This is a genomic window from Bradyrhizobium sp. WSM1743, assembly GCF_000473065.1.
In the GTDB taxonomy this organism is placed as follows: domain Bacteria; phylum Pseudomonadota; class Alphaproteobacteria; order Rhizobiales; family Xanthobacteraceae; genus Bradyrhizobium.
Window position 1 is genome coordinate 1 of sequence record NZ_AXAZ01000093.1, and the last position, 26,767, is coordinate 26,767.

The following is a 26,767-nucleotide window of genomic DNA, read 5'->3' on the forward strand; positions in this document are numbered from 1 at the left end:
CAACACTCAAGAATAAACTTAACGCCTATGGGGAAGACCGGGAGCCGGTTGGCTCCCATCGACCGCCATGCCAAGAGCAGATTGCGTATGCTTCATGCACAGCGGGTAACAGGGCAACCGGAGACATCCCGGCCTTCCCTCCGCAGTGGTGTTACGGCTTATGTCGTGCTCTCCCCGGGGAGCGATGCACTATTGCCCCCGTCGCCTTGCGGATGGCTGATGCGCGCGGTCCGGTCGGACAGCACACATCACCACAAGACTTGACGCACAGACCCCGGGCGTCAGGACCACACGATTTTGCCGTACGCCGATCACACCCGTCGCTGGCGCAAGGTCTTCGCTCACAGTCGCCTGCCCTGCGAAGCTCTTCGCGCCGATGTAACCTGCGTCCACCGCCGCCCGGCCCGCGTTCGTGACGATCGCGATACGCCCCTCTTCCTTGGGCCGAAATGCGGCGATACATACGCCGTTTTCGAATTTCGGTAAAGCGGAATATTTTGACCGAATGCGTTGACCCATGGCTTGCGTGTTTTGCCCGACGGGCAACGCAAGGTTTGGTAGGTCTCCCCTCGTCATTCCGCGGCGCGACGAGGTCGCGAACCCGGAATCCATTTCACAGCGCGTGATGCGGCCCGATGGATTCCGGGCTCGATGCTGCGCATCGCCCCGGAATGACGGCTGCGGTGTTGATTTGCCTGGGGGGACCTCACGTTGGTATGGTTCCTGCGGGCAACTCAGCCTCCATTCCCTGACAAGACCGAGACAATGCAGAGCTCAAGACCCGATCGCATCCGCAAACTGCTCGCCGACCTCGTCGGCTTCGACACCGTCAGCGACCGCACCAACCTTCCCCTGATTGCCCATGTCGAAAGCTACCTCGCCGCATTCGGCATCAAGGGCGAGCGCATCGTCGACGAGACCTGCGAGAAGGCTTCGCTGTGGGTAACGATCGGCCCGGAGGACCGGCCGGGCTTCGTGCTGTCGGGCCATACCGACGTGGTGCCTGTCGTGGGCCAGGACTGGAGCCACGATCCGTTCAAGCTGGTGGAGCGCGGCGGCAAGCTCTACGGCCGCGGCACCACCGACATGAAGGGGTTTGTGGCGGTGTGTCTCGCCATGGTGCCGGAGATGCTGGAGACCAGGCTGAAGACGCCAATTCATCTGGCGATCTCCTATGACGAGGAGATCGGTTGCGTCGGCGTGCGGCCGATGCTGCGCGAGATTGCGAAGAAGACGATCAGGCCGCTCGGTGCCTTCATCGGCGAGCCGACCCAGATGCAGGTCATCATCGGCCACAAGGGCAAGCACGGCGTGCGCGCCACGTTCCATGGGCTCGCGCGCCATTCCTCGATCGCGCCCGAGGGCGTCAATGCGATCGAATATGCGGCCGAGCTGATCGTCGAGATCCGCCGCCGCGCCATAGCGCTCGCGGCCGCGCGATCGACCGACAGCCTCTACGACGTCCCGCATTCGACGCTGCTCACCAGCATCGTGCATGGCGGCGCGGCGCTGAACATCGTGCCCGATACCTGCACCGTGGATTTCGAATGCCGCGGCATCGGCATCACCGAATCCAAGGAGGTGACCGATGCGATCGTCGCCTGGGCCAAGGCCGAGATCGAGCCGGCGATGAAGGCGCGGCATCCGGACTGCGGCATCGATTTCGAGGAGATCCTCGACTATCCCGCCCTCGACACCGCCGCCGACGCCGCCATCGTCACGCTGGCCAAGAGCCTTGCGGGCCGCAACGACCACGCCAAAGTCGCGTTCGGCACCGAGGCGAGCCTGTTCGCCAGCATGGCCGATATCCCCTCGGTGGTGATCGGCCCGGGATCGATCGCACAGGCGCACACGCCGGATGAGTTCGTGGAGATGGCGGAGCTGGAGAAATGCGCGGGCTTCGTGGAGAGGCTGATCGCGCATTGCGTGAAGGGGTAGCTCGTCTTCATTGCGAGGAGCGAAGCGACGAAGCAATCCAGACTGTCACCACGAAGAGAGTCTGGATTGCTTCGCTTCGCTCGCAATGACGGTGCGTGTGGGAACCACCTGCCCGGATATCGCTGTACTCATTGCGGCTGCGGGCTCACCGCGCGCCTCAGCGCTCCTGCAAGGCCAGTCGCACGCCAACGATGCAGTAAATGGTCCCGACCACCTTGCCATGCCATCTGACGACAATCGGGTGGCGACGAAGGAGCTGGCCGAGACGTCCCGCCCCCACGGCGAACACGACGGTGCTGACGAGACCGAGCAGCACGAAGACCATGCCGAGGACCGCAAGCTGAAGAGCGGTCGATCCGGACTCCGGCAGGACGAATTGCGGCAGGAACGCGAGGAAGAACAGCGCGGTCTTGGGATTGAGCACTTCGGGCAGCACGGCCTCGCGGAATGCGCGACCTGCGCTGATCGTGGGGGCGCTGCCGCTCAGCTCGATCGGTGTCTTGTCCAGCATCGCCCGAATGCCGAGATAGATCAGGAACGCAGCCCCCGCATATTTGACGATGCTGAACAGCAACGCGGATGTGGCGATGATGGCCGAGAGTCCGACAATCGCCATGCCGGTATGCACCAGGTCTCCAGCGGCGATTCCGGCACCCGTGGCGATGCCGACCTTCGTTCCCGAGCTTGCCGCCCGCGCCATGGTGAGCAGCGTTGCCGGTCCCGGAATGAAGACGAAACCGAGCACGATGAGGATGTAGGTGATGAGGGTGGTGTGATCGATCAGGTGGTCCGCCGTTCTCTCACGAGTGCCCCTGCAAAACCGGATCTTGCCTCGGCTTGACCGGGGCATCCAGTACGCCGCGACTTCTCGGTTCAAGCACTGCTGCCTCTGGGATACTGGATTGCCCGCTTTCGCGGGCAATGACAGCAAATATGCAGAAGCAGAGTGGCAACAATGAAAAAGGCGCGGTCATGAACCGCGCCTTCGTTGTCGCTAAACCGCGCCCGCCTTCTGCGCGTATTCCCACGACGCCTTCGACAGCGGCACGGTGCGCTTGGCTGACTCAAGCGCCTTGGCGTTGGCGGCGGTGCCGTCGCGGACGCGGCCGGCGATGCCTTGGGTGATGCCGGCGAGACGGAACAGATTGTAGGCGAAGTACCAGTTGAGATCAGGCACCGTCATTTGGGTGACGTTGCAATAGATCTGCGCGGCCTCCTCCAGGCTCGGGATGTTGAGCGCCTTGAGGTCGGCACCCTCTAAGCCCGGCATGATCCACTGCATCAAGAGATAGGTGAAGTCGGCCATGGGATCGCCGAGTGTCGACAGCTCCCAGTCCAGCACGGCTTGCACGCGCGGTTCCGTCGCGTGGAAAATCATGTTGTCGAGGCGGTAGTCGCCGTGGACGATCGAGACGCGCGCCTGCTCCGGCACCGTCTTCGGCAGCCATTCGGCGACCTTCTCGAACTCGGGAATGTGCTGGGTCTCGGACGCCCGGTACTGCTTGGTCCAGCGGTCGATCTGCCGCGCAAAGTAGTTGCCGGGCTTGCCGAAGTCGCCGAGCCCGATTGTAACAGGATCGAACATATGCAGCTTGGCCAGCGTCTCGATCTTGCTGGTGAAGATCTTTCGGCGCGTATCGGTGTCCTGGCTCGGCAACGTCGGATCCCAGAACACGCGGCCCTCTTCCATCGACATGATGTAGAAGGCCGCGCCAATGACGCCGTCGTCCTGGCACAGCGCATAGGCGCGCGCGACCGGAAAGCCCTGCTTTCCAAGCGCCGCGATCACCCGATATTCACGATCGACTGCATGCGCCGACGGCAGCAGCTTGCCGAACGGCTTGCGGCGCATCACGTAAGAACGGTTCGGCGTGTTCAGCCGATAGGTCGGGTTGGACTGGCCGCCCTTGAACTGCAGCACGACCAGCGGCCCCTCATAGCCTTCGACGTTCTCGCGCATCCAGGCCTCGAGCCGCAGCTCGTCGAAACGATGCCGCTCCTCGACCGGCTTGGTGCCCGAGAACTCTTCGTCTTTCCTGACGCCGTCAGCCACGATGACGCTCCCTCTTCAGTCCTGACCATTTCAGGTCGAGCATGATCCTAATCGGTAACCGCTGACGCACTTGCGTCAAGCGGCCACCGGATCACGTCCTGTCGTTTCTTCAGGTCGGGAGCGCCGCGGGGCCTCCCTCTCAGTGACTTGGAGAGTTTGCATACTTCCGAAGTTCGAGCCTGGCAATGGCGCGGTTGTGCACCTCGTCCGGACCGTCGGCGAGACGGAGCGTGCGGATGTGGGCGTAGTCCTTGGCAAGGCCCGCTTCGTCCGACACGCCCGCACCGCCGAAGGCCTGGATCGCCTCGTCGATGATCTTCAGCGCCATGTTGGGCGCGGCGACCTTGATCATGGCGATCTCGGCCTGCGCGGTCTTGTTGCCGACCTTGTCCATCATGTCGGCCGCCTTGAGGCACAGAAGACGCGTCATCTCGATGTTGGTGCGGGCCTCGCCGATGCGCTGCTCCCACACGCTGTGCTCGACGATCTTCTTGCCGAACGCGGTGCGCGAGGCGAGCCGCTTCACCATCTTCTCCAGCGCCTCCTCGGCCTTGCCGATGGTGCGCATGCAATGATGGATACGGCCCGGACCGAGACGGCCCTGCGCGATCTCGAAGCCGCGGCCTTCGCCGAGCAGGATGTTCTCCTTGGGCACGCGGATGTTCTCGAGCAGCACCTGGGCGTGGCCGTGCGGCGCATCGTCGAAGCCGAACACCGGCAGCATCTTCTCGACCTTGATGCCTGATGTGTCGAGCGGAACCAGGATCTGCGACTGCTGCTGGTGCTTGGCCGCCTTGAAATCGGTCTTGCCCATCAGGATCGCGATCTTGCAGCGGGGATCGCCGACGCCGGACGACCACCATTTGCGGCCGTTGATGACGTAGTGATCGCCGTCCTTCTCGATGCGGGTCTCGATGTTGGTGGCGTCGGACGAGGCGACCGCCGGTTCCGTCATCAGGAAGGCGGAGCGGATCTCGCCGTCCATCAGCGGACGCAGCCATTTGCGCTTCTGCTCCTTGGTGCCGTAGCGGATGAACACTTCCATGTTGCCGGTGTCGGGCGCCGAGCAGTTGAACACCTCCGAGGCCCAGGTGATACGGCCCATCTCTTCCGACAGCAGTGCATATTCGAGATTGGTCAGTCCCGCGCCGCGGAATTCATCGTCCTCGTGCTCGGACGGCGGCATGAACATGTTCCAGAGGCCCTCGGCCTTGGCCTTCTTCTTGAGGTCTTCCAGGATCGGGATCACCTTCCAGCGGTCGCCGCTCTTGTCCTGCTGGTCATAGACCGGCACCGCCGGGCGCACGTGCTTGGTCATGAAGGACCGCACGCGGTCGAGCCATTCCTTCTGCTTGGGGGACATATCGAAGTCCATGGGACGCTCCTCGCTTCTCTCTCGCTGGTACTTTTGCGCCGGACTGTCCTTCCGCCGTGCGCGGCCCGCAAGCGCGAATGCGCTGGCCTTGCGGATGCCCCGGGACAGATCGCAGTTGCGAACGGGTCCCGATTGCGGATTGACTTACCCGGCCTTCAAACGATAGTTTCATACAACTGTTTGAATTGCAACTCCCTCGCTCACGGCGTCATTCCGGGGCAGCCCGCAGGACTGAACCCGGAATCTCGAGATTGTGGCGCGAGATTTTCGGGTTCGACGCTGGCGCGTCGCCCCGGAATGACGGGATAAGGGTCATGGCCAGCGATCATACGAGGTCTGCCATTCTCGCCGCCGCCGAACGGCTCTATGCCGACCGCGGCTTTGGCGACGTGACGTTGCGCGACATCGTCGCGGAGGCCGGCGTCAACCTCGCGGCGGTGAACTATCATTTCGGCTCGAAGGACGAGCTGATCGCGGAATTATTCGTCACCCGTTCGGTTCAGACCAACCGCGAGCGCCTGCGCGAATTGAAGGCGGCGGAGGAGCAAGGCGGCGGCCGCGCGCCGATCGAGGTGATCTTGCGCGCGCTGGTGGGGCCGACCTTGCGCGGCTGCCTGGGGCCGGAGACCCAGCGCTCGACCGCCGCACGCTTCATGATCCGCGCCTCGATCGAATCCGTGCCGCCGATCCGCCGCATCAAGAACCGCGAGATCGACCATTTGCGCAAGTTCGCCGCCGCGATGCGCCGCGCCCTGCCCGAGCGCAGCGACGTCGATATCTATTGGGGCCTGAACTTCGCGCTCGCGATGGCGCACCACACCATCCGCGAGAGCGAGCGCCTGACGAAACTGTCGGAAGGCAAATGCGACCTCGACGACGTCGAGGATGTGGTCGCACGCGTGGTCAGCGTCGCGACGATGGCGCTGACGGCGGGGCGGACGGAGACAAAGGCGCGCGCGCTGGCGCGAGACGCGCGCTGATCAATGAGCTCGGTCGAAAGCCGATGCGAGGTTACTCCCGTTTGCGGGAAGACCTCGGGCGTGGCGCGGCGGGCTCACGCCCGCTGCGGCATCTCCTCGGCCTCTTCCTTGGCGAGCAACAGCAGCATCTCGATGCCCATCTCGCCTTCCTGGGGCGATCGGATGAACTTTATTTCATCGGCGCTTTGCCGCAACGCGGCAATGATGGCGACGGCCTGATTGGCGGTGGCCGCCTCGGTCGCCAGAATTCCCTTCTGGTTCTTGGCCTGGAACCCGATCGTGTAGGACATTTGCTTCCCTCCCGCACTCAAGTGGAGAGATCGAAGCAGAGTCTCGCGCGGAACGGAAGCCTGTGCGACTACGGACCGGGGTTATCTGGGGATTGCGGACAAGCCTCACGCAAGCCCCAGCGTGGCGCGCGCGTCCTCGGCTGTCGCAACAGTCGCGCCGAGGCTTGCGCTCATCCAGCTAGATGATCCCCTGTCGCTTCAGCGCCTCGATCTTCTCCGCATCGTAGCCGAGCTTGCCGCCGAGCACCTCCTGGGTGTGCTCGCCCAGAAGCGGCGGGGCGCGATAGTCCTTGATCGGCGTCTCCGAGAGGGTCAGCGCGTTGCGGACCAGCGAAAGATCGGGCTCGAAGCGGTGGTTGACCTTCACCCGCATGCCGCGCGACTGCACGTGCGGATCGGAAAACACCTGCTCGAAATTGTTGATCGGACCTGACGGCACACCCGCCTCCTCCAGCTTCTCCAGCCAGTAGGCCACCGGCTTTTTCAGGAACAGGCCGGCGAAGATCGCCATGATCTCCTTGCCGTGCACGACGCGGTCGTTGTTCCTGACAAAGCGCGGATCGTTCGCGAGCTCGGGCTCGCCGAGCACGGCGCAGGTGCGCTGAAACTGGCCGTCATTGCCGACCACCAGCATCAGCTCGCCGTCGGCGCAGCGGAACACGCCGGCCGGCATGCCGCCATTGCCCCAGGTGCCGCGGCGCGGCGGCGTCTTGCCGTTGACAAGATAGATCTGCAGCCAGTGCGACAAGGATGCGATGACGGTATCGAACAGGCAGACGTCGATGTGCTGTCCCTGCCCGCCATTGGCGTCGCGATGGTAGAGCGCCGAGAGAATCCCGATCGAGGCGTTCATGCCGGTCATGTAGTCGACGATCGACGGGCCGACCTTCATCGGGCCCTCGCCAGGCTCGCCGTCGATATGGCCGGTGACGCTCATCAAGCCACCCATCGCCTGCAGGATAGCGTCGTAGCCGGCACGCGGTGCATAGGGTCCGGTCTGGCCGAAGCCGGTCACCGAGCAATAGATGATGCCGGGATTGATCGCCTTAATGGTCTCGTAGTCGAGGCCGTAGCGCTTGAGATCGCCGACCTTGTAGTTCTCCATGAAGACGTCGGCGTCCTTGGCGAGCTCGCGGATGATCGCCTGCCCTTCGGGCTTGGCGATGTTGACCGTGACCGACTTCTTGTTGCGGTTGGCGCAGAGGTAGAACGAATTGTTGTTGTTGGCCTTGCCCTCGGGATCGGTCAGGTAAGGCGGGCCGAAGGCGCGCGCGTCGTCGCCGGTGCCCGGCCGTTCGATCTTGATCACCTCAGCGCCGAGATCGCCCAGCATCTGGGCCGAAAGAGGTCCGGCGAGCACACGGGTGAGGTCAAGGATCTTGATGCCTGAGAGCGGCAAGGCCGACATGTCGATTTCCTCCGGGGAACTGGTCTTGGCGCGGCGGCGAGTTCGCAGGCCGCGCTCCCTGCGGATACACTATTTTGGGGTTCTGAGCACTGCACTGACGGCATACGGCCATCTCTTGCCGGGCGAACGGCGCCAACTCGCAACTTTCCGCGCCGCGAATATCGCCTCGACGGGCTCAGGTCGCGCCGGCCGCAACCGCCCGCGGCCGCCGCCGGCCGAGCAGGATCAAGATCAAGACCGTGGCGCAGGAGAAGACGAAGGTGAGACCGAGCGCACCGCGGCTGCCGAACGCGGTGAGCAGGCCGACGAGCAGCGGCGGCGAGATGGCGGAGGCCAGATTGAGCGGCAGCGCGATCATCGACATCGCCTTGGCGAACTCGGCCTGGTCGTAGAACACGAGCGGGATGGTCGCCCGCGCCACCGCCATCGCGCCGCTGCCGGCGCCATAGAGCAGGATGAAGACCGCGACCGCCCAGGTGGCGCCCTCGCTCATCATCAGCAGCAGCATGGCCACCGGCAATGCAGTGCCCGCAACGAGCCCGGTCGTGATGCCGTCCCACCGCCCGCCGCCGAGGAAATCCAGCCCGCGGGCGCTGACCTGGATCACGCCCAGCATCGAGCCGAACGCCAGCGCCTGTGCCGGCGCCAGCCCCTCTGCCCGCAAGAGCTCGATCAGAATAGCGCTGATGCCGAAATTGACGAAGGCGTTCAGCGTGATCGCGGCGACGACGAGGCCGAACGTGCTCCTTGGAATCGCAGGCGGCGGCGACCGCCTGGCCGGCTCGGCGCCATCGTCCTGTGCGATCTTCCGGCGCGGCGCGCAAAACGCATAGAGCGGGAGGCTGACGACGAGCATCATCGCCGCGTAGACGAGGCACGTCCCGCGCCAGCCGAGATGACCGCTCAGGAACGAGGTCGTCGGCCAGAAGATGCTGCTGGACAGGCCCGTCACCAGCATGAGCGCGCCGATCGCATTCTTGGCCTGCCGCCCCGCGATCTCGTTCAGCATGATATAGGCGCCGGTCGACAGCGTGGCGCTGCCGGCGATGCCGAGCACGATCCACCCGGCGAAATACAGCATCGGCTCGCGCGCAAGCGACAGCAGCACAAAGCCAGGCGCAGTGACGATCGTGCCGGCCATCATGACCGTCCGCGCCATGCCGCGCAAACGACTTGGCGAGCAACGGGCCACACAGCCCCATCGAGACGTAGAGAACGGATGTCCCCGCGAACACTGCCGGCAGGCTCATGCCGAGATCGGCGGCAAGATCGCGCCCGACGATGGCCGGAAGCCCGATCGTGCCCCATCCAACCAGCTGCGTGGTCGCGAGCACCAGCAGGACGCCGATCAGCCTGCTGTCAGATTTCAAGAATTGCATTCCAAACGTCGCCTGCCCGCCTGGCGCAGATTGCACCTGTGCACCTGTCTTATCTGCAGACTCGGCGCGCGGGAACGCCGGCCACCGAATGGCAGGAGGCAGCCGGGAGCATGTCAGGAGGGGGCAGTAGCCGCTATCCCGCGATCCCAAGCAATGATCGCGCCTCGGCTGCGGTCGCAACGCGCCGGCCATGGCGCGCGACCGCCTCGCAGGCGACGGTCACGAGCTCGGCGTTGCTGGCGGCGAGGCGCGTCTTGTCGATGCGGATATTGTCCTCGAGCCCGGTGCGAACCGCGTCGGCGCCGCGCGCGAGCGCCCAGCCCATGACCTCGGCTTGATGGCGGCCAATTCCGGCTGCGGTCCAGGTCGCTTTCGGGATCAGCCGCCTGAGCTCTCCCAGCAGAATGTCGAGCACATGCTCGTCCGCCGGCATCGCGTTCTTGACGCCCATCACGAACTGCACGTGCGGACGCGCGTCGATCAGGCCCGCCTCGATCAGACGGCGGGCGCCATGCAGATGCGACAGATCGAAGATCTCGATTTCCGGCCGGATGCCGTTCGCCTTCATGCCGCTGGCGAGCGTCTCGACCAGCGCGGCGCTGTTCTCGTAGACGATGGTCGGGAAGTTGACCGATCCCGTGGAGAGCGAGGCCATGTCCGGCTTCAGGTACAGCGCTGATCCGCGCGCCGAGGGATCGCGCCCTCGCCCGCCGGTCGAGAACTGGACGATCATGCCCGGACAATGCTTTTTGATCCCCTCCTGCACCTGGGCAAAACGCTCGGGGTCGGAGGACGGCGTCTCGTCATCGTTGCGGACGTGGATATGCGCAAGCGTCGCGCCGGCCTCAAAGGCTTGTTGCGTCGACTCGATCTGTTCGGACGGCAGGATCGGGACCGCCGGGTTGTCCTTCTTGCGTGGAACGGAGCCGGTGATTGCGACGGCAACGACGACGGGGTTCATCCCTAGACCTCATGATGATCGCGCTCGCGCGCACAAAGTCGAATAGACGTAGCGCAAGGAGCCCTGCCGCTGCAAACATCATCGATCGCAGCGGCATGGCTTGCTTGCGTTCCCGTCAGGTCGGAATTGCGGCCGCACCGTTCGCCGCCTCCGCACGCTGCCGCTCATAATCGGCCCGCGCCATCGGCACTGCCTTGGGATTGCCGAGATCGTCGATGCTGATCCGATAGGTTTCCCGGGCCGAGACGGCTGCCAGCGCCGCGATGACCGTGATGCCAAAGGCGATCGCTCCCACCGTCAAGGGAATGTTGGCCGAGCCGGGAGGCGCCACGGTGGCGAACAAGGCGGGCAGCAATGCGGTGATGGTGGTGCCGATGTTCTGCGAGATCGCCATGGCCGACACACGGGTGCGCGTCGGAAACAGCTCCGGATAGAAGCTCGGAAAGATCGCGTTGTAGCCCTGGTAGACGACGCCCCACATCAAGAGCGACAGCATGATCGCCAGCGGCACGTTCCGGATGCTGATGGCATAGAGATAGCCGAAGGCGAGCAAGCCGGAGAGCAGCGCGCCCACGATGATCGGAGGCTTGCGGCCGACCTTGTCGGAGAGATGGCCGACGAAGGGAATGACGAACACGGCCAGCATGTTGCCGAGCACCGGGATCCAGAGATAAACGTCCTTGGCAAAGCCGATGCCATAGGCCGGCTGCACCGCGTAGGCCGCACCGAAGATGGTCGCAACGACGGGGATGACGTTCATGAGCGCCATGCAGATGACCCTGAGCATGTCGCGCCAGCTCAGCTTGATGGCTTGGACGATCGGAGCGCGCGGCGTTTCTCCCCGTTTCTCCTCGCGGGCAAAGGCAGGCGTCTCATCGACTTCGCGGCGAATGATGTAGCCGGCGACGATGACGAAGAAGCTGAGCAGGAACGGAATCCGCCAACCCCAGCTGTTGAAGGCCTCGGTCGGCATATAGGCCGCCAGCGGCAGGAAGACCGCTGCTGCGAGGATTTGTCCGGCCTGCACCCCCTGAAGCGCGAAGCTCGCATAGAAGCCGCGCCGGCCGAACGGTGCGTGCTCCAGGATCATCGAGCTTGCGCCGGAGATTTCACCGGCCACGGCAAATCCCTGCACGAGGCGCAGCATGACGAGCAGGATCGGCGCCAGGATGCCGGCCTGCTGATAGGTCGGCAGCAAACCGACGGCCATCGTCGAGATGCCCATCAGGAACATGCAGAGGATGAGAACGGTCTTGCGGCCATGGGTGTCGCCCCAATGACCGAGCACGAAGGCCCCGATCGGCCGCGCCACGTAGCCGACGCCATAGGTCGCAAGCGATGCGACGATTGCGACGGTGGGATTGTCGGACGGGAAGAAGATCTGCGGGAAGATCAGCGAGGCGGCTGTCGCGTAGATGAAGAAGTCATAGTATTCGAGAGCCGAGCCGATCCAGCCGCTTGCTGCAGCCTTCCTCGACTGACTCCTGTCATGGATCGCGCGCGTCGTGACCATCTCAAAATCCTCCCAATCTGGTTTGCTGACGTCCCGTTGGCGGGCTTCGCTGGAAAAATTGGGCAGCAATCTCCAGGCGCTCTGCGGAGCCTCGCGAGCGCTTGTCACTGCCGGTACGTGTTTGATCGGGGGCGACAATAGGCTTTCGCCGGGCTAACACAATTACCCAGTTATGCGATAAACCTAACATAATGTTATGGCGGTGGCGGACGCGCCGGCGGCAGTGATGAAGGCCGGAAAACGCATCGTCTCGGCGACGGCATCGAGGCCGACCGCCTCGAATTCAAACGCCGGTGCCGAGGTTGCGCTCGGGATCGCCCGGCGGGCGCGGGCGGCTGATCGTGTGATCACGACAGCCGCCGAGCGGCGTCACGCGGTGTGGCCGGGATCGATATGCTTCGGAGTCTTCTTGTCGCGCTGAGGCGTCATCTTGGCCGGATCGGGCGCATCCGGCACGCCGCGCGGTCCGAGCTGGTCGCGCTGGATGTCGTCTTCGGAGCGGGATGGCTCGACACCGTTGGGCTCACGGGGCTTGGTCATCGCGGCCTCCTTCTCTCGAACGCTATGTCTGCGGCGGGCGCTACACACCGAGCGCATTCTCGCCGGCTTCGCGGCCGGGCACGCTGACATGGACTTCATGTCCCTCACGGAGGGCCAGGGATGCCGCGGCCACCGCCGACTCGAATGCGGCTTCCTTGGTGGCGTACCGGCTCTTGACGTCGCCGTCATGCAGCACGCCCCATTCGTCCTGCACCGGCACGATGGCGTATTGAGCGAGACCCATTGTCCTACTCCTGATTTGCCGTTCAAAAATCGCCTGAACTCTCAACGCGGTACCGGGCTTAACGTTGCGTCAGTTGGGGATGGGTGGCACTCACCCGCCAGACTGTGTTGCCGCTGTCGTCTGCGACCAGCAGCGCGCCGGTCTTGTCGATGGCGACACCGACGGGACGGCCCCGCGCCTGGTTCCTGTCGTTGAGAAAGCCCGTGACGACGTCCTGCGCCGGCCCGCTCGGCTTGCCGTCCGTGTACGGCACGAACACAACCTTATAGCCGTTGAGCACCTGCCTGTTCCAACTGCCGTGCTCACCGACAAAGGCGCCGCCGCGATAGGTGGCCGGAAGACCGGTGCCGGTGTTGAAGGCGAGCCCGAGCGGGGCGACATGCGAGCTCAGCGCGTAATCCGGCACGATCGCCTTGGCGACGAGATCCGGCCGCTCCGGCTTGACGCGGGGATCGACGTGCTGGCCGAAATAGCTGTAGGGCCAGCCGTAGAAGCCGCCATCCTTCACCGAGGTCACGTAGTCGGGCACGAGATCGGGACCGAGCTCGTCGCGCTCATTCACCACCGTCCACAATGCGCCGGTCTGCGGCTCGAAGCTGAGGCCGTTGGGATTGCGCAGGCCGCTTGCGAACACGCGCCAGCGGCCGCTGGCACGGTCGACCTCGAGGATCGCAGCACGGTTGTGCTCGGCCTCCATGCCGTTCTCGGTGATGTTGCTGTTGGAGCCGACACCGGCATAGAGCTTCGAGCCGTCGGGGCTGGCGACCAGGCTCTTGGTCCAGTGATGGTTGATCGGACCACCCGGCAGCGGTGTCAGCACCGTGCCGGGCGCAGTGATCTTCGTATCGCCTTCCGTGTACGGATATCTGACGATGGCGTCGGTGTTGGCAACGTAGAGATCGTTGCCGACCAGCGCGACGCCGAACGGCGAGTTGAGATGGTCGAGGAAGACGCTTTGCGTCTCCGGCACGCCGTCGCCATTGCTGTCGCGCAGCAGCGTGATGCGGTTGCTCTCGCCGCTGTCGCCGCCGGAGGTCGCCCAGGACTCGACGAAGCCCATCACGATCTCTTTTGGTCGCTTGATCGGGGCGCCCTTCGGCGCCTTGGATTCCACCACCAGCACGTCGCCATTGGGAAGAACGTAAGGCGAGCGCGGGTGCTGCAAGCCCGTGGCAAAGGCCTTGGCCTGCAAGCCTTGCGCGACCGTCGGCGTCTCGTCCTTCTTCCAGCCGACGATGCGCGCGATATGGATCGGCGGCAGTAGATATTGCTGGATTTCGGGCAGCACCGGATTGGCCCCGATTTGCGCCTTCGGATCGCCGTTCCCGTCGTTGCAGCCGGCAAGACCCAGCAGCGAGGAGCAGAGCAGCGCGCGGGCAATTGAGGTTCTCATCGCGCAACTCCCACGCCGTGGCGGTACACCATGGCCCAGCCGAGCCAGCCCGTGACCGGCAGGATCAGCACGGTAAGGACCGAAAGAACGAGCCCGCTCGGCCACACCGAAGTCCAGGCATCGCGCATGTGGATCATCAAGTTGAAGATCGCCAGGATCAGCGCCACCGCATTGCCGATCAGATGCGGCCAGGCCGGCGTCTGCGCCCGCACCAGCCGGTTTCCGAGGAAGTCGGTCAGGCCCGCGATCGCCGCCAGCACGCCGAAGATGACGCCGGCGAGCAGAAGCCAGGCCGAAAAATCCGCCCACATGATCTCGGCGCTGGCGACATAGGCGATGTCGGTCAGCAGCGCCCCGACGAAACACGTGATCGGGATCGGCACCAGCATCGGATGGATCGGATGACCCGCGATCTGCGCGGTGGTGCGCACGCGCATGTCGTCTTGCACGGTTGGCCTCGTGTGGCTTTCACCCCGCCCGACCGGCCAACTCGCGCTTGCGGTGATGGTTCCTCAGACCGCGGCCTGCCCCGAGGACAGGGCAATCGCATATGATTTCACGAAGATTGTCCGTGGGCTTGCTTCGCCTCTCCTGGGAGAGGGAGCCCGGTCCCGACGCCGAAGCATCATTCACACACCATATGCGATAGCCCTGCCCCAAGGGCCGACACTTCATCGAGTCACCGCTCGATCGTTCCGGTTCGCCGAATCTTCTTCTGAAGGAGCACGAGTCCGTAAAGCAGTGCTTCAGCCGTCGGAGGACAGCCGGGCACATAGATGTCGACGGGCACAATGCGATCACAGCCGCGCACGACCGAGTACGAATAGTGATAGTAGCCGCCCCCGTTCGCGCAGGATCCCATCGAGATGACGTAGCGCGGCTCCGGCATCTGGTCATAGACCTTGCGCAAGGCTGGCGCCATTTTGTTGCAGAGCGTACCCGAGACGATCATGACGTCGGACTGTCTTGGCGAGGCGCGAGGAGCCGCGCCAAACCGCTCGATGTCGTATCGTGGCATCGATACCTGCATCTGCTCGATCGCACAGCACGCAAGGCCAAACGTCATCCACATCAGAGAACCAGATCGCGCCCATGTGATGAGATCGTCGAGCGGGGCTACGAAGTAGCCACGGTCACCGAGATTGTCACCGATATTGTCCTGGACATTGTCGAAGGGAGCGTTTTCGAGATGGCTCATGGCGATATCGCCTCGCAAGCCCCGCCTGATGCTGCAAGCACGGCTCCGTCTCGCTGTTCCTAATTTCTTCTCTGTTCCCTCGGCCTCGAGCTCAAATGTCTTTGCACTCCGATTGGCAAGGAACAGTCTTGCGGATATGCGGTTGACCGCCAAATCCGGAACTCGGGTCGTCCCAAACCCAAGCCATGGACGGACATCATGAAGATCGAGAACTTCAAAGACCTGTACATCGCCGAGCTGCAGGAACTCGTCAGCATGGAGGATCAGCTGAGTGATGCACTCAAACGAATGGCCGAGATGGCGGTGCATCCCTCCCTGAAACTTGCCTTGGCCGAGCATCAGCAGGAGACGGTGCAACAAGGTCAACGGCTTCAGAAAATCCTGCGGAGGCATGGCGCAAATGCGCGCGTGCACACCGATCAGGCCGTGGAATCGTTGATCGAAGAGACTGCGAAGATGATGAAGATTGTGACGCAGGATGACTTGCGCGACGCCGCGATGATCGCCTCCGCCCAGAAGCTGGAACATTACGAGATTGCGGCTTATGGCAGCGCAGCCGCTCTTGCCGGGCAGCTCGAGTTCAGGGAGGACCAGAACATCCTGCACGAGAGCCTGGAGGAGGAGAAGACGACCGACGTCATGCTGACGACGCTTGCGAAGGGCGAGGTCAATCTCGACGCTCTTGCAGCCTGACTGGAACGTCGCTTCGGCTGCTGCATTTCGCCCCGGGGCTGCATTCAAGGAGAAAGTACATGAACTTGTTGAACAGGACCGTCCGTGTGGCGGTCATCTGCAGCGGCCTGTTGACCGTTTCCACGATGAGCGCTTCAGCAGCAGTCGTGTGCAGTGGTGACGTCTGCTGGCACACGCATGAGCGGTACGCTTATCCACCTGGCGCTGGTGTGATCACCCACGATGATTCCTGGAGCGCTGGCCCGGGTATCACGTTCCGTGAGCACGAAGGGCGAGGCTACTGGCGCGGTGACGACTGGGTCGAATGGTGAGTCCTTGCCGAGGGCCGTCCCGCTTCGGGCGGGATGGCCCCCGGCCAAAGTTCAGACAAGTTCAGAGATGTCAGAGGGTCTCGGAGCGTGATCCTTGTACCTGCGAGCTACCTGCGAGCGCGCGTGAAGACGGGACAATTGCGCTTGGCCTTTTCGACTCGACATCGTCGCGGAACTTGGACGTGTCAATTCTCGTGACTTCCGAGGGCCCTCGCTGCGCAAACCGCAATAGGGTCGTCAAAACCAGATCTTCAAGGCAAGATCTTCAAGACAAGCTCCTCAAAACAAGGACCCCGCCGGTTACCGAGATAACCTGGCGGGGCTTGTGAACGAATCTTTAATTTGGTTTATCCGTAGCTTTCGCTCTGGCCTCGCCATTTCATCGATCGCTCACTGAATGACCAACCGATGACGTCCATGGACGTTCCGAACGGCGGTCATTTTTAATGTTTCTGATCGTCCGTGCTGGCGCAGGAACGCGAGACGTGGAACGGAGGAAGGCCGGATCCGCACAAAGATGGAACAGGGGCCCGCGCTTTACGCTTCCGAGCGGGCTTGAGTTGGAGCGGGTGAAGGGAATCGAACCCTCGTATTCAGCTTGGAAGGCTGCTGCTCTACCATTGAGCTACACCCGCGTTACGGGCTCCCTAACACGGCCGGACGGCGGTCTCAACTGTCCAGGAGCTCGCTTTCCGGCGTCTTCCACCCCTCGCGAACCGCCTCTGGTCCCTCCGGATTCGCCGCCCCTTAACAGCGGCAGCATTGCTACCTATATTCAGCGCTTCCGAAACCAACGAAAGGAGGTGATCCAGTGTCTTATCTCAAGCGCTGTCACCTCGCTGGGGTCGCCCGCTGAGCTTTGACTAAGCTTGGCATCGGGGCGCTCTCAGCCCTGGACCAGCGAGCAAGAAATCGGGCGCGACGGGGCCTCCCCGCCGCGCCTTTTCTTTGCGATTTCTTGGAAACGGGATTGCCGGATCAGCCGGTGCGAAGCCGCTCGCGCAGCGCGACGGCGGCGATCAGCATGCCGACCGCACCAGGCCACGACCGCGCGGTGCGGCTCGTCGCCGAGCAGCACCGTGAAGAGGCTCGCCAGAAGGCACGGCGCGATGGCCTCGCCGATACGGCTCATCAGCGCGAGCAGGAACGGCATCGCCGCGATCGATATTTGCAGGACGTTCATCTTGAACGACCGGCTCGTCGAAAGGCGTCAGAAGCCGCAGATGTTGAGCGCGCGCGGCCGTTTGCCGCGCCGGCTCTCCGCGATCCGCTCGCCGCCGTTCTCGGCCGAGCTGCCGTAATAGCGGTGATGGCCGGCCTGGTCGTGCAAATCGGCCGGCTCGGATTGCCCCGCCCGCCGCGCGTCGCAGATGATCTTGATGGTGTGACCCGACATTGCCGCCTCCAGCAAAAACCTTGTTGCTTGTGGTCCATCAGTCGCGACCAATTCCGGCGGCGTTCACATGGCAAGGCCGCAATCGGGTTTCAGGACGGTTTCGCCGCTTGCCGGCCGCGCAATATTTTGCTTCGGGATTGTCGGCACGGGCTGCCGTGCCACGTCCTTGGGACTTGCGCAGAAAAGAAATGAGGTGACGATGCTGTACGCCATCCTGGCCTATCATGTAGAAGACGAAGTCTTGTCCTGGACACCGGAGCAGGACGCCGCGGTCGTGGCCAAAGTCATCGAGGTTCAAGCACCTCTTCGGGCAAGCGGACAGTTTGGGCCGGCGGCCCGTCTGGATGAGACCCGAAAGGCCCGCACCTTGCGGGGCCCCGGCGCGGGCATGGTGCTGGACGGGCCGTTTGCCGAGACCAAGGAGCAGCTTCTGGGCTTCCACCTGATGCAATGCGCCACCGAGGACGAGGCGATCGCGGCGGCGCGGAAGCTGCGTGCGGTGAATCCGACGGCCGTCTACGAAATCCGCCCGGTCAAGCTTTACGTGCCGGCCGATGGGTTCGGCGCGACACAGGAGTGAGCAGCCGCCTTACGCGCCGGGCTCGGTCCGCCCGATATAGAAGCGCTGGATCACGAGCCCGCCAAAGGCGATGAACCACACGAAGGGGGCGACCTGGGGCGCGAACGCCGCAATGACCGTGCCCGGGATGAACACCAGGAGCGGAAACACCGAGGCCATGATCTCGTGGCGCCAGCCGCCCAGGATCGTCCACCACAGCCAGGCATTGAGGCCGGCGATCGCGGTCAGATGCAAGCCGTAGAGCACGGCGACGGCGTTGCTCATGCCGTAATTGGTGTAGAGGCCGTTGGTCACCGGCAGTAGCACGATCGAGAGCAGGAAAAACAGATTGAGGATCACCATCCCGCGGCTGCCGATGGGCTGGCGCGCCAGACGGCGGTGATGGCTGATCCAGAACACGCCGGCGATGATGAAGCTGAGCGCGAAGCCGGCGAGCTTGCCGGAATAGACCCGGGCGAGATCGTTCCAGTCGGGCGCGGTCGTGAACACCGCGGCCTTGGGCAAGTCGTAGGCGAGCAGCGTCATGGCGACACCAAAGATGGTGTTGCTGAGCGATTCCAGCCGCCGCATCTCGAACTGGTCGGGCTTGAGCTCGGTCATACCGGACGCGCTTCTCGGGCTGGAACCTGGGGCCGCCTTTCCCCCTAAATCCTAAACCCGGTTTCGTCCAGCCGCATTGCGATTCGCGCTGGGATGGCCGACTCTCATCCTTTCACCGGGGCGATTCGTGGCGACATATCTGGACACGCTCAATGCGGAGCAGCGCCGCGCCGTCGAGCATGGCGTGGCTGAAGGCGCGACCGTGGGCGCCCCCCTGCTCGTCATCGCCGGCGCGGGCTCCGGCAAGACCAATACTCTCGCCCACCGCGTCGCGCATCTGATCGTCGCAGGCGCCGATCCCCGCCGCATCCTGCTGATGACGTTCTCCCGCCGCGCCGCGGCGGAGATGGCCGGCCGCGTCGAACGTATCGCCCGCAAGGTGCTGGGCAAGAACAACGCCGCGATCATGCGCGATGCTCTGACCTGGGCCGGCACCTTCCACGGCATCGGCGCGCGGCTCCTGCGCGAATATGCCGAGCGGATCGGCATCGATCCCGCCTTCACCATCCATGACCGCGAGGACTCCGCCGATTTGATGAACCTGGTGCGGCACGAGCGCGGATTGTCGAAGACGGAATCCCGCTTTCCGGCCAAGGGTACCTGCCTGTCGATCTATTCCCGCTGCGTCAATGCCGAGATGGAGATCGAGAAGGTGTTAGGAGTGCACTATCCCTGGTGCGCGGGCTGGGCCGCCGAGCTGAAGGGTCTGTTCGCCGCCTATGTCGAGGCCAAGCAGGCGCAGCACGTGCTCGATTACGACGACCTCCTGCTCTACTGGTCGCAGATGATGAGCGATGCGCTGATCGCAGAAGAGATCGGCGGCCGCTTCGATCACATGCTGGTCGACGAATACCAGGACACCAACCGCCTGCAATCCTCGATCCTGCTGGCGCTGAAACCAGACGGGCGCGGCCTCACCGTGGTCGGCGACGACGCGCAGTCGATCTATTCGTTCCGCGCCGCCACTGTACGCAACATCCTGGAATTTCCGCAGAGCTTCTCGCCGCGCGCGGAGATGATCACGCTCGACCGCAACTACCGCTCGACGCAGGCGGTGCTGTCGGCGGCGAACGGCGTCATCGGCCTCGCCCGCGAGCGCTTCACCAAGAACCTCTGGACCGACCGCACCTCCGGGCAGAAGCCGCAGCTCGTCACCGTGCACGACGAGGCCGACCAGGCGCGCTACATCGTCGAAGCGGTTCTGGCGAACCGCGAGCAAGGCGCGTTGCTCAAGCACCAGGCGGTGCTGTTCCGGACGTCCTCGCATTCGGGTCCGCTTGAGATCGAGCTGACCCGCCGCAACATCCCCTTCGTCAAGTTCGGCGGGCTGAAATTCCTCGACGCCGCGCATGTCAAGGACGTGCTGGCGCTGTTGCGTTTCGCCGAAAATCCGCGCGACCGCGTCGCCGGCTTCCGCATCCTGCATCTATTGCCGGGCATCGGCCCGGCGACCGCACAACGCGTGCTGGACCAGATGGCGGAGAGCACAGACCCGCTTGCCGCGCTCGGCCGGCTCCCGGTGCCGGCGCGCACCGGCACCGACTGGACCGACTTCGTCCGCACGACCCAGAATTTGCGCTATTCGGAATGGCCGGTTGATCTCGAACGCGTGCGGCTCTGGTACGAGCCGCATCTCGGTCGCATCCACGAGGATGCCGAGACGCGCCGCGCCGATCTGATGCAGCTCGAGCAGATCGCGAGCGGCTATGCCTCGCGCGAGAAGTTTCTGACCGAGCTCACGCTCGATCCGCCCGATGCGACCAGCGACAAATCAGGCCCGCCCCTGCGCGACGAGGACTATCTGATCCTCTCCACCATCCACTCCGCCAAGGGCCAGGAGTGGAAATCGGTGTTCGTGCTCAACGTCGTCGACGGCTGCATGCCGTCGGATCTCGGCGCCGGCACCAGCGCCGAGCTCGAGGAGGAGCGCCGCCTGCTCTATGTCGCGATGACGCGCGCCAAGGACGATCTCCATCTCGTCGTGCCGCAGCGCTTCTTCGTCCATGGCCAGGCCGCCAAGGGCGACCGCCACGTCTACGCCTCGCGCACCCGCTTCATCCCGGAATCCCTGGTCTACCTGTTCGAGCGCGCCGCCTGGCCGAAAGCCACGGCGGGCGCGGCCCGCACCGCGGCGCAGGGGCCGAAGATCGACATCGGCGCAAAGATGCGCGGGATGTGGCGGTAGTGGTTAGGCGCTCAGCCTGTCGAACTGGACCTTGCCCGCCTTTACCACCAGCGGAATGTGCTCGCCCTGACCGAGCAGGCAGGCGACATCGCGCAGCGGATTGCCGTCGACCACCAGCAGGTCCGCGAGAGCCTCCGGCACGATGCGGCCGAGCTTGCCCTCCATGCCGAGCACCTCTGCGCCAATCAATGTCGCGCTGGCGATGACGGCGCGTGGGCCGAGAATCTCGGCGCGGATGCGGAATTCGTCGCTCTGCAGGCGCTGCGACGGCCCGAGCAGGTCGCTGCCGAACCCCATCTTCACGCCGGCGTCGCGATAGATCGCGAGCGAGCGCAAGCCGGCGTCGCGGACATCGGCGATCTTGGCCACGCTCTCCGGCGGCAGGCCATATTGGGCACCCTCGTTGGCCAGCGCCTCGTAAGTGACGAGCGTCGGCACCACATAGGCACCCTTCTCGGCCATCAGCCGCGCGGTCGGCGCATCGACCAGATTGCCGTGCTCGATGGTGCGCACGCCGCAGCGGACCGCGCGTTCGATTGCTGCAGCGGTATAGGCGTGGGCGAGCACATAGGTCTGGCGCCCCCGCGCTTCCTCGACGATGGCGCGGATCTCGTCCTCGGAATAGCCGAAGGCGCCGACCGGATCGGTCGGCGAGGCGACGCCGCCGGAGGCCATGATCTTGATCTGGTCAGCGCCCATCTGGAGCTCCTCGCGCGTCGCCTTGCGCACGCCGTCGACGCCGTCGGCGACGCGCGCCAGCGCGCCGACCCGCACGCAGCACGGACATGGCGCGTCGCTGGCGAGGTAATCGGAACGTGCCCGCATGTCGCCGTGGCCGCCGGTCTGGCTGAGCGCGCGGCCGGAGACGAACAGCCGAGGGCCGTCGGTGAGACCCGTCTCGATCGCCTGTTTCAGCGCGTGGCCGGCACCGCCGGCATCGCGCACCGTGGTGAAGCCACGCCGCAGCATGCCGCGCAAGAGCAGCGTCGAACGCAGCGTCACCAGCACGTTCGGCATGTGCACCTGCTGCGCCAGGTTGAGCTCAACGGCGATCGCGTGAACATGCAGATCGATCAGCCCGGGCATCAGCGTCTTGCCGTTCAAATCGATAGTGCGATCGGCGGTCGCCTGGATTGGCCGGTCGGAGATCTCCTTGATCAGATTGTCCTCGACCAGCACATGATGCCTCTCCAGCAAATCCGGCTGGAGCGGATCGAGCAGAGCGGCGTTCTGGAAGAGGATGCTGGTCATGGTCGTTTCCTGTCAGGTCAGGACGAAGTCGCTGTCAGCAGCGCGGGCAGCGCGAGCTGGGCAAAGGGAAGGCACACGGCGGCATCGTCCTCGCCGTACCAGCCCGCCTCGTGAAGCAGATTGAGCGAGCCGAGCGTGCGGCCACGCCAGCGCACGGGCATGTTGAGCACGCTCTCGCAGCCGAGCGAGGCGATCAGCTCGTGATCGGAGAACACGGTGCGCAAATCGTCGCCCGTGTAGCCGATATAGGCCTCGCCGCGGTCGAGCACCGCCTCGGTCCACGGGCCCGGTGCAAGGCGCTTGCGTCCGCCAGTCGGGTATAGACCGGGCAGATTGGAGTAGAGACGAGCCAGTTCGCTGGTCGCCTCGTCATAGGTCAGGACCGTGAACAGCTTGTGCCCGATCGCCGACTTCAAGCCTTGGTCGAGCGCAGCGAACAGCGCATCCGGCTGGTCCACCCTGCCCTGTGCCGCCGCGACGGCGCAGAGCAGCGGATCGGCTTTGGATTTCGTCCGCGTCATGCCACCTCACCTGCCGCGATCTCCTCAAGCGAGCGGCCGCGGGTCGGCACGCCCATCAGCACGACGGTGACGGCCCCGAGCAGCAGCACGGTGGTGGTGACGCCGAACACGCCGGCGAAACCGAAGTTCGGATAGAGATAGCCGACCAGGATCGGCGAGACGATCGCGCCGATGCGGCCGATCGCCGACGCAAGGCCTGCGCCCGTGGTTCTGACCGGCGTCGGGAACACCTCGGCGGTGTAGGCATAGACGCCCGCATAGGTGCCGTTCATGAACAGCGACAGGAAAATTCCCGCCGCCATGATCTGCTGATCGCTTTGCGCAAAAGCGAGCCCGAGCGCGCTGGCGCCGCCGAGCACCATGTAGGTCGCGATCGTCGCCTGGCGGCCGATGCGCTCGTTGAAATACGCGGCGCTGAAATAGCCGGGGATCTGCGCGCAATAGATCGCAATCGAATAGGCGAAGCTCTTGGTGATGCTCATGCCGTTCTGGACCAGGAGGCCGGGGATCCAGACGAAGAAGGAATAATAGCTGAAGGTGATCGCCAACCACATGATCCAGGTCATGATGGTGATGCGCGCCTGCCGGCCCGCCAGAAGCGCGGCGAAATTGGCGAGCAGCGTGCCCCCTGTCCCCGTGGGCACTGCTGCTTCGACAACCGGCTGCGGCAGGACATGGCCCTCGCGCGCAAAGCCCGCCTCGATCCCGTCCAGCAGGGCTTCGGCTTCCTTGCCCCTGCCCCGGCTTTCGAGCCAGCGCGGCGATTCCGGCAGCGACTTGCGCCACCACAGCAGCATGACGACCGGAAGCGCAGTGATGACCAGCACGATACGCCAGCCGTTGTCGGAAGTGGGCACGATGAAGTAGCCGAGCAAGGCCGCAGCAACGAAGCCGAATGAGAAGAAACCCGCGAGCGCGCCGGTGAAGCTGCCGCGGTAGCGTCGCGCCACGAACTCCGCGAGATAAGGCGCGATGATCGCGCTCTCCGCGCCGGTGCCCATGCCGGCCACGACACGCGCCGCGAAGAAGGACGGCCAAGTATCGACCATCGCGCTCACGATCGAGGCCGCGCAATACAGCGCCAGCGCCGACATCATCACCGCACGGCGACCGATCAGGTCGCCCAGCGTACCCGCCAGCAACGCGCCGAAGAGGAAGCCGATATAGGTGCTGCTGCCGAGCACGCCGATCTGCACGCTCGTCAGGTTCCATGCCGTGCGCAGCACCGGCAGGATGAAGGCCAGCACCGCCGCGTCCATCGCGTCGAACATGTAGCCGAGCCCGCCCATCAGCAGCAGGTGCGTGTGGAAACGTGCGAACGGAAGGCGCTCGATGCGCGCCGATATCATCGACATGAAAGTCCCCCTCTGATGTCACGGGCCCGGCGCGCCGCTCGGGAGGGAATCATAGACAAAGCGACATTATCGTCATAATTTATAATCATGATCTGATATATCACTATGGTGAATGCCGTGTCGTTCCGCGCGCTCGACCTCAACCTCCTGAAAGTCTTCGAGGCGCTGATGACCGAGGGCAGCGTCACGCGCGCCGCGAATGCGTTGCGGATGACGCAGCCCGCGGTCAGCAATGCGCTTGCGCGGCTGCGCGACGCGCTCGGCGATCCCCTGTTCGTGCGCGCCGGCACCGGCATTCGCCCGACCCAGCGCGCCGTGGTCCTGTGGGAGCCGATCGGCGAGGCACTTGAAAGCGTACGCGGTGCACTCGACGAGCAGGTGTTCGATCCTGCACGTGCACAGACCGAATTCAGCCTGTCGATGTCGGACTACGTTTCCTCACTGGTGATGCCGAACCTGCTCGACCATCTCGGCGAGGTTGCGCCGAAGTCGCGCGTCCACACCGTGCCCAATACCGTCGTCGAGATCGCCGACCAGCTCGAGGACAACAGGGTGGACTGCGTGCTCAGCGTCTATGTCAACGAGGCGCAGCAACCGGCCGCCATCCGCTCGCGCTCGCTGTGGACGGTCGACTATGCCTGCTTCATGCGACGCGGCCATCCGCTCGCCGCCCAGAAACGGCTGAGCACGCGGACCTTCCTGAACGCGGGTCATGTCGACGTCAGCCTCGCCGGCAAGACCATGCCGTCCTACGACCTCTTCCTCGCCTCGCGCGGGCTGTCGCGCAATCTGGTCGCCACCGTCAATCACTACAGCGCCGCCTACGAGGTCGTGCGGCAATCCGACCTGATCGCCGTGCTGCCGAGCGACCTGCGCTCGCAATCAAGGCATGCACCGCTTCTGCACGCCATGCCGCTTCCACTCAAAGCGCCGCCGCGCATCGTCAGCCTGTTCTGGCACCAGCGCAACGACACCGTGCCGGCGCAGCGCTGGCTGCGCGAAACCCTGGTCGAGATGTTCGCCGGATCCGATTGAGCCCGCCGGTTCGACGAAGAACCGGAAACGATGCCTTTCCCGGATCAGCATTGTCGAAACGGTCTCCGCGCCCTAGCTCCACTGCAACTATTTCCTCCCACATGACGCGCGTCTGTCGCGCCCCGCAGAGACCCGAACGATGACCGCACCGCTCGAATTCGGACTGGATACCTTTGGCGACGTCACAAGAGACGCATCCGGCGCCATGATCACGCATGCGCAGGTGATCCGCAACGTCGTCGACGAAGCGGTGCTGGCCGACGAGCTCGGCCTCGACTTCATTGGCCTTGGCGAGCACCACCGCGCGGATTTCGCAATCTCCTCGCCGGAAACCGTGCTCGCCGCGATCGCATCGCGCACCAGGCGCATCCATCTCGGCTCGGCCGTGACGGTGCTGAGCTCGGACGATCCCATTCGCGTCTTCCAGCGCTTTGCCACGCTGGATGCGGTCTCGAACGGGCGCGCCGAGGTGATCCTCGGCCGCGGCTCGTTCACCGAATCCTTTCCGCTGTTCGGCTTCGACCTGCGCAAATATGAAGAGCTGTTCGAGGAGAAGCTCGATTTGTTCGCCGCGCTGTTGTCGCAGAAGCCGGTCACCTGGGACGGCAAGCTGCGTCCGCCGCTGCGGGATCAGCTCGTCTATCCGCCGGTCGAGAACGGCACGCTCAAGACCTGGATCGGCGTCGGCGGCAGTCCGCAATCGGTGGTGCGCGCGGCGCATTACGATCTGCCCTTGATGCTCGCGATCATTGGCGGCGATTCCGCGCGCTTTGCGCCCTACGTCGATCTCTATCACCGCGCCTTCAGGGAGTTCGGCTGCCCGGCCCGGCCGATCGGCGTGCATTCGCCGGGCTATGTGGCCGAGACCGATGCGCAGGCGCGCGAGGAGCTATGGCCCGATTACAAGGCGATGCGCGACCGCATCGGCAAGGAACGCGGCTGGCCGCCGATGGGTCGCGACGAGTTCGTCCATGAGGCCGAGCACGGCTCGCTCTATGTCGGCGCGCCGGAAACGGTGGCGCGGAAGATCGCAAAGACCGCAAAGGCGCTCGGGATTTCGCGGTTTCAGTTGAAGTACTCGGCAGGGCCATTGCCGCACGAGAAGCTGATGCGGAGCATCGAGCTTTATGGGCGGAAGGTGGTGCCGATGGTGCGGGAGATGATGGAGTGACCCACGTTTAGAGCCAGTCCGCCTACGCCCTGCGGGCTTCGGCGTGACAGCCTTCGCTCACTTCGCGCCACGAGCACTTATGTTGGCTTGCCTAGCCGTAGCTCGCGAAGCGAGTGAGCGACCCGAGACATAGGTGACACTTCGTACCGGACACATGGGTTACACTTTCCGCTTTTGTTCTGCGGGAGGTGTGGATGCCGTGGAGAGCGAGTTCGGTGATGGAAGAGCGCCTGCGTTTTGTCGCCCGGCTTCTGGATGGGGAAGCCATGACAGAGGTCTGCCGGGAGTTCGGCATATCCCGCAAGACCGGTTACAAGATTTTCGCTCGCTACAAGGCACACGGGCTTGAGGCGCTGAGCGACCGCTCCAGACGCCCGATACGCTATGCCAACCAGTT

General features: G+C 64.2%; 27 protein-coding genes, 1 tRNA gene and 2 pseudogenes. 8 read left to right on the plus strand and 22 right to left on the minus strand.

Annotation, left to right across the window (positions count from 1 at the left end):
• The first annotated feature begins 765 nt into the window (after positions 1 to 765).
• On the plus strand, positions 766 to 1,938 hold the full coding sequence (gene argE, locus YU9_RS0134705; RefSeq protein ID WP_027576875.1) for an acetylornithine deacetylase: 1,173 nt from the start codon (positions 766 to 768) through the stop codon (positions 1,936 to 1,938).
• 157 nt (positions 1,939 to 2,095) lie between these two features.
• On the opposite strand, the gene YU9_RS0134710 is transcribed toward argE, so the two are convergent.
• From YU9_RS0134710 to YU9_RS0134720, 3 genes are all read right to left on the minus strand, one after another.
• Entirely contained in the window at positions 2,096 to 2,722 is a 627-nt protein-coding gene (locus YU9_RS0134710; protein ID WP_027576876.1) for a LysE family translocator, read from the minus strand.
• A gap of 210 nt (positions 2,723 to 2,932) precedes the next feature.
• A complete protein-coding gene (locus YU9_RS0134715; protein ID WP_027576877.1) occupies positions 2,933 to 3,991 on the minus strand; it encodes a phosphotransferase family protein in 1,059 nt (352 codons plus the stop codon).
• 139 nt (positions 3,992 to 4,130) lie between these two features.
• Positions 4,131 to 5,366 carry an acyl-CoA dehydrogenase family protein gene (locus YU9_RS0134720; protein WP_027576878.1) on the minus strand — a complete coding sequence of 412 codons (1,236 nt, stop codon included), beginning with the start codon at positions 5,364 to 5,366 and terminating at the stop codon, positions 4,131 to 4,133.
• 314 nt (positions 5,367 to 5,680) lie between these two features.
• Between YU9_RS0134720 and YU9_RS0134725 the strand changes: the two genes are divergently transcribed.
• On the plus strand, positions 5,681 to 6,346 hold the full coding sequence (locus YU9_RS0134725; protein WP_027576879.1) for a TetR/AcrR family transcriptional regulator: 666 nt from the start codon (positions 5,681 to 5,683) through the stop codon (positions 6,344 to 6,346).
• 74 nt (positions 6,347 to 6,420) lie between these two features.
• Here YU9_RS0134725 and YU9_RS0134730 read toward each other — a convergent pair whose 3' ends face one another.
• The 11 genes and pseudogenes from YU9_RS0134730 to YU9_RS43455 all read right to left on the minus strand — a co-directional run bounded on the left by YU9_RS0134730 (position 6,421) and on the right by YU9_RS43455 (position 15,278).
• Positions 6,421 to 6,636 (minus strand): hypothetical protein, encoded by a 216-nt coding sequence (locus tag YU9_RS0134730; RefSeq protein WP_027576880.1) that lies wholly within the window; start codon positions 6,634 to 6,636, stop codon positions 6,421 to 6,423.
• A gap of 178 nt (positions 6,637 to 6,814) precedes the next feature.
• Positions 6,815 to 8,044, minus strand: a complete 1,230-nt coding sequence (locus tag YU9_RS0134735) for a CaiB/BaiF CoA-transferase family protein (RefSeq protein ID WP_027576881.1) — start codon at positions 8,042 to 8,044, stop codon at positions 6,815 to 6,817.
• Positions 8,045 to 8,219: 175 nt separating this feature from the next.
• Positions 8,220 to 9,423 (minus strand): annotated as a pseudogene (locus YU9_RS43450) (MFS transporter).
• A gap of 133 nt (positions 9,424 to 9,556) precedes the next feature.
• Entirely contained in the window at positions 9,557 to 10,384 is an 828-nt protein-coding gene (locus YU9_RS0134745) for a 3-keto-5-aminohexanoate cleavage protein (RefSeq protein WP_027576882.1), read from the minus strand.
• Positions 10,385 to 10,499: 115 nt separating this feature from the next.
• Positions 10,500 to 11,897, minus strand: coding sequence for an MFS transporter (locus tag YU9_RS0134750; protein ID WP_027576883.1), 1,398 nt, complete (start codon positions 11,895 to 11,897; stop codon positions 10,500 to 10,502).
• A 183-nt stretch (positions 11,898 to 12,080) separates the two neighbouring features.
• Complete coding sequence (locus YU9_RS48410; RefSeq protein ID WP_156952302.1) at positions 12,081 to 12,248, minus strand: hypothetical protein; 168 nt, start codon at positions 12,246 to 12,248, stop codon at positions 12,081 to 12,083.
• A gap of 18 nt (positions 12,249 to 12,266) precedes the next feature.
• Entirely contained in the window at positions 12,267 to 12,437 is a 171-nt protein-coding gene (locus YU9_RS49370) for a hypothetical protein (RefSeq protein WP_198028350.1), read from the minus strand.
• A gap of 40 nt (positions 12,438 to 12,477) precedes the next feature.
• Complete coding sequence (locus YU9_RS0134765; RefSeq protein WP_027576884.1) at positions 12,478 to 12,681, minus strand: hypothetical protein; 204 nt, start codon at positions 12,679 to 12,681, stop codon at positions 12,478 to 12,480.
• Between the two features lie 58 nt (positions 12,682 to 12,739).
• Positions 12,740 to 14,074, minus strand: a complete 1,335-nt coding sequence (locus YU9_RS0134770) for a sorbosone dehydrogenase family protein (protein ID WP_027576885.1) — start codon at positions 14,072 to 14,074, stop codon at positions 12,740 to 12,742.
• Complete coding sequence (locus tag YU9_RS0134775) at positions 14,071 to 14,511, minus strand: DUF2231 domain-containing protein (RefSeq protein WP_198028351.1); 441 nt, start codon at positions 14,509 to 14,511, stop codon at positions 14,071 to 14,073. Before YU9_RS0134775 ends, YU9_RS0134770 begins: the two co-directional genes overlap by 4 nt.
• A gap of 242 nt (positions 14,512 to 14,753) precedes the next feature.
• Positions 14,754 to 15,278 carry an NADH-quinone oxidoreductase subunit B family protein gene (locus YU9_RS43455; RefSeq protein ID WP_371259243.1) on the minus strand — a complete coding sequence of 175 codons (525 nt, stop codon included), beginning with the start codon at positions 15,276 to 15,278 and terminating at the stop codon, positions 14,754 to 14,756.
• A gap of 192 nt (positions 15,279 to 15,470) precedes the next feature.
• Between YU9_RS43455 and YU9_RS0134785 the strand changes: the two genes are divergently transcribed.
• On the plus strand, positions 15,471 to 15,965 hold the full coding sequence (locus YU9_RS0134785) for a ferritin-like domain-containing protein (RefSeq protein ID WP_027576887.1): 495 nt from the start codon (positions 15,471 to 15,473) through the stop codon (positions 15,963 to 15,965).
• Positions 15,966 to 16,837: 872 nt separating this feature from the next.
• On the opposite strand, the gene YU9_RS0134790 is transcribed toward YU9_RS0134785, so the two are convergent.
• The 4 genes and pseudogenes from YU9_RS0134790 to YU9_RS49605 form a co-directional block, all read right to left on the minus strand.
• A tRNA-Gly gene (locus YU9_RS0134790) sits at positions 16,838 to 16,911 on the minus strand.
• 343 nt (positions 16,912 to 17,254) lie between these two features.
• Positions 17,255 to 17,459 (minus strand): annotated as a pseudogene (locus tag YU9_RS43460) (hypothetical protein).
• Positions 17,460 to 17,486: 27 nt separating this feature from the next.
• The gene (locus YU9_RS0134800; RefSeq protein ID WP_027576888.1) at positions 17,487 to 17,672 is read right to left on the minus strand and encodes a hypothetical protein; all 186 of its coding nucleotides are present in this window, start codon (positions 17,670 to 17,672) and stop codon (positions 17,487 to 17,489) included.
• Positions 17,673 to 17,735: 63 nt separating this feature from the next.
• Positions 17,736 to 17,885 carry a hypothetical protein gene (locus YU9_RS49605; protein ID WP_210163515.1) on the minus strand — a complete coding sequence of 50 codons (150 nt, stop codon included), beginning with the start codon at positions 17,883 to 17,885 and terminating at the stop codon, positions 17,736 to 17,738.
• Here YU9_RS49605 and YU9_RS0134805 point away from each other — a divergent pair.
• A complete protein-coding gene (locus tag YU9_RS0134805; RefSeq protein WP_027576889.1) occupies positions 17,872 to 18,252 on the plus strand; it encodes a YciI family protein in 381 nt (126 codons plus the stop codon). The genes YU9_RS49605 and YU9_RS0134805 overlap by 14 nt on opposite strands.
• A gap of 9 nt (positions 18,253 to 18,261) precedes the next feature.
• Here the strand turns inward: YU9_RS0134805 and YU9_RS0134810 are convergent, their stop codons facing one another.
• Positions 18,262 to 18,852: a TMEM175 family protein gene (locus YU9_RS0134810; protein ID WP_027576890.1), complete on the minus strand. Its 591-nt coding sequence runs from the start codon at positions 18,850 to 18,852 to the stop codon at positions 18,262 to 18,264.
• Positions 18,853 to 18,979: 127 nt separating this feature from the next.
• Here YU9_RS0134810 and YU9_RS0134815 point away from each other — a divergent pair, with 127 nt between their 5' ends.
• Positions 18,980 to 21,037, plus strand: coding sequence for an ATP-dependent helicase (locus YU9_RS0134815; protein ID WP_027576891.1), 2,058 nt, complete (start codon positions 18,980 to 18,982; stop codon positions 21,035 to 21,037).
• A gap of 3 nt (positions 21,038 to 21,040) precedes the next feature.
• On the opposite strand, the gene YU9_RS0134820 is transcribed toward YU9_RS0134815, so the two are convergent.
• The 3 genes from YU9_RS0134820 to YU9_RS0134830 are packed head-to-tail and all read right to left on the minus strand — an operon-like array spanning position 21,041 to position 24,164.
• Complete coding sequence (locus YU9_RS0134820; protein ID WP_027576892.1) at positions 21,041 to 22,288, minus strand: amidohydrolase family protein; 1,248 nt, start codon at positions 22,286 to 22,288, stop codon at positions 21,041 to 21,043.
• A 17-nt stretch (positions 22,289 to 22,305) separates the two neighbouring features.
• Entirely contained in the window at positions 22,306 to 22,809 is a 504-nt protein-coding gene (locus tag YU9_RS0134825) for a GAF domain-containing protein (RefSeq protein ID WP_027576893.1), read from the minus strand.
• A complete protein-coding gene (locus tag YU9_RS0134830; protein WP_027576894.1) occupies positions 22,806 to 24,164 on the minus strand; it encodes an MFS transporter in 1,359 nt (452 codons plus the stop codon). Before YU9_RS0134830 ends, YU9_RS0134825 begins: the two co-directional genes overlap by 4 nt.
• A gap of 105 nt (positions 24,165 to 24,269) precedes the next feature.
• Here YU9_RS0134830 and YU9_RS0134835 point away from each other — a divergent pair, with 105 nt between their 5' ends.
• The 3 genes from YU9_RS0134835 to YU9_RS0134845 all read left to right on the plus strand — a co-directional run.
• Positions 24,270 to 25,199: a LysR family transcriptional regulator gene (locus tag YU9_RS0134835; RefSeq protein WP_036018897.1), complete on the plus strand. Its 930-nt coding sequence runs from the start codon at positions 24,270 to 24,272 to the stop codon at positions 25,197 to 25,199.
• Between the two features lie 139 nt (positions 25,200 to 25,338).
• A complete protein-coding gene (locus YU9_RS0134840; protein ID WP_027576896.1) occupies positions 25,339 to 26,370 on the plus strand; it encodes an LLM class flavin-dependent oxidoreductase in 1,032 nt (343 codons plus the stop codon).
• 194 nt (positions 26,371 to 26,564) lie between these two features.
• Positions 26,565 to 26,767: helix-turn-helix domain-containing protein (locus tag YU9_RS0134845; protein WP_027576897.1), on the plus strand; the 203-nt coding region annotated here is incomplete at its 3' end.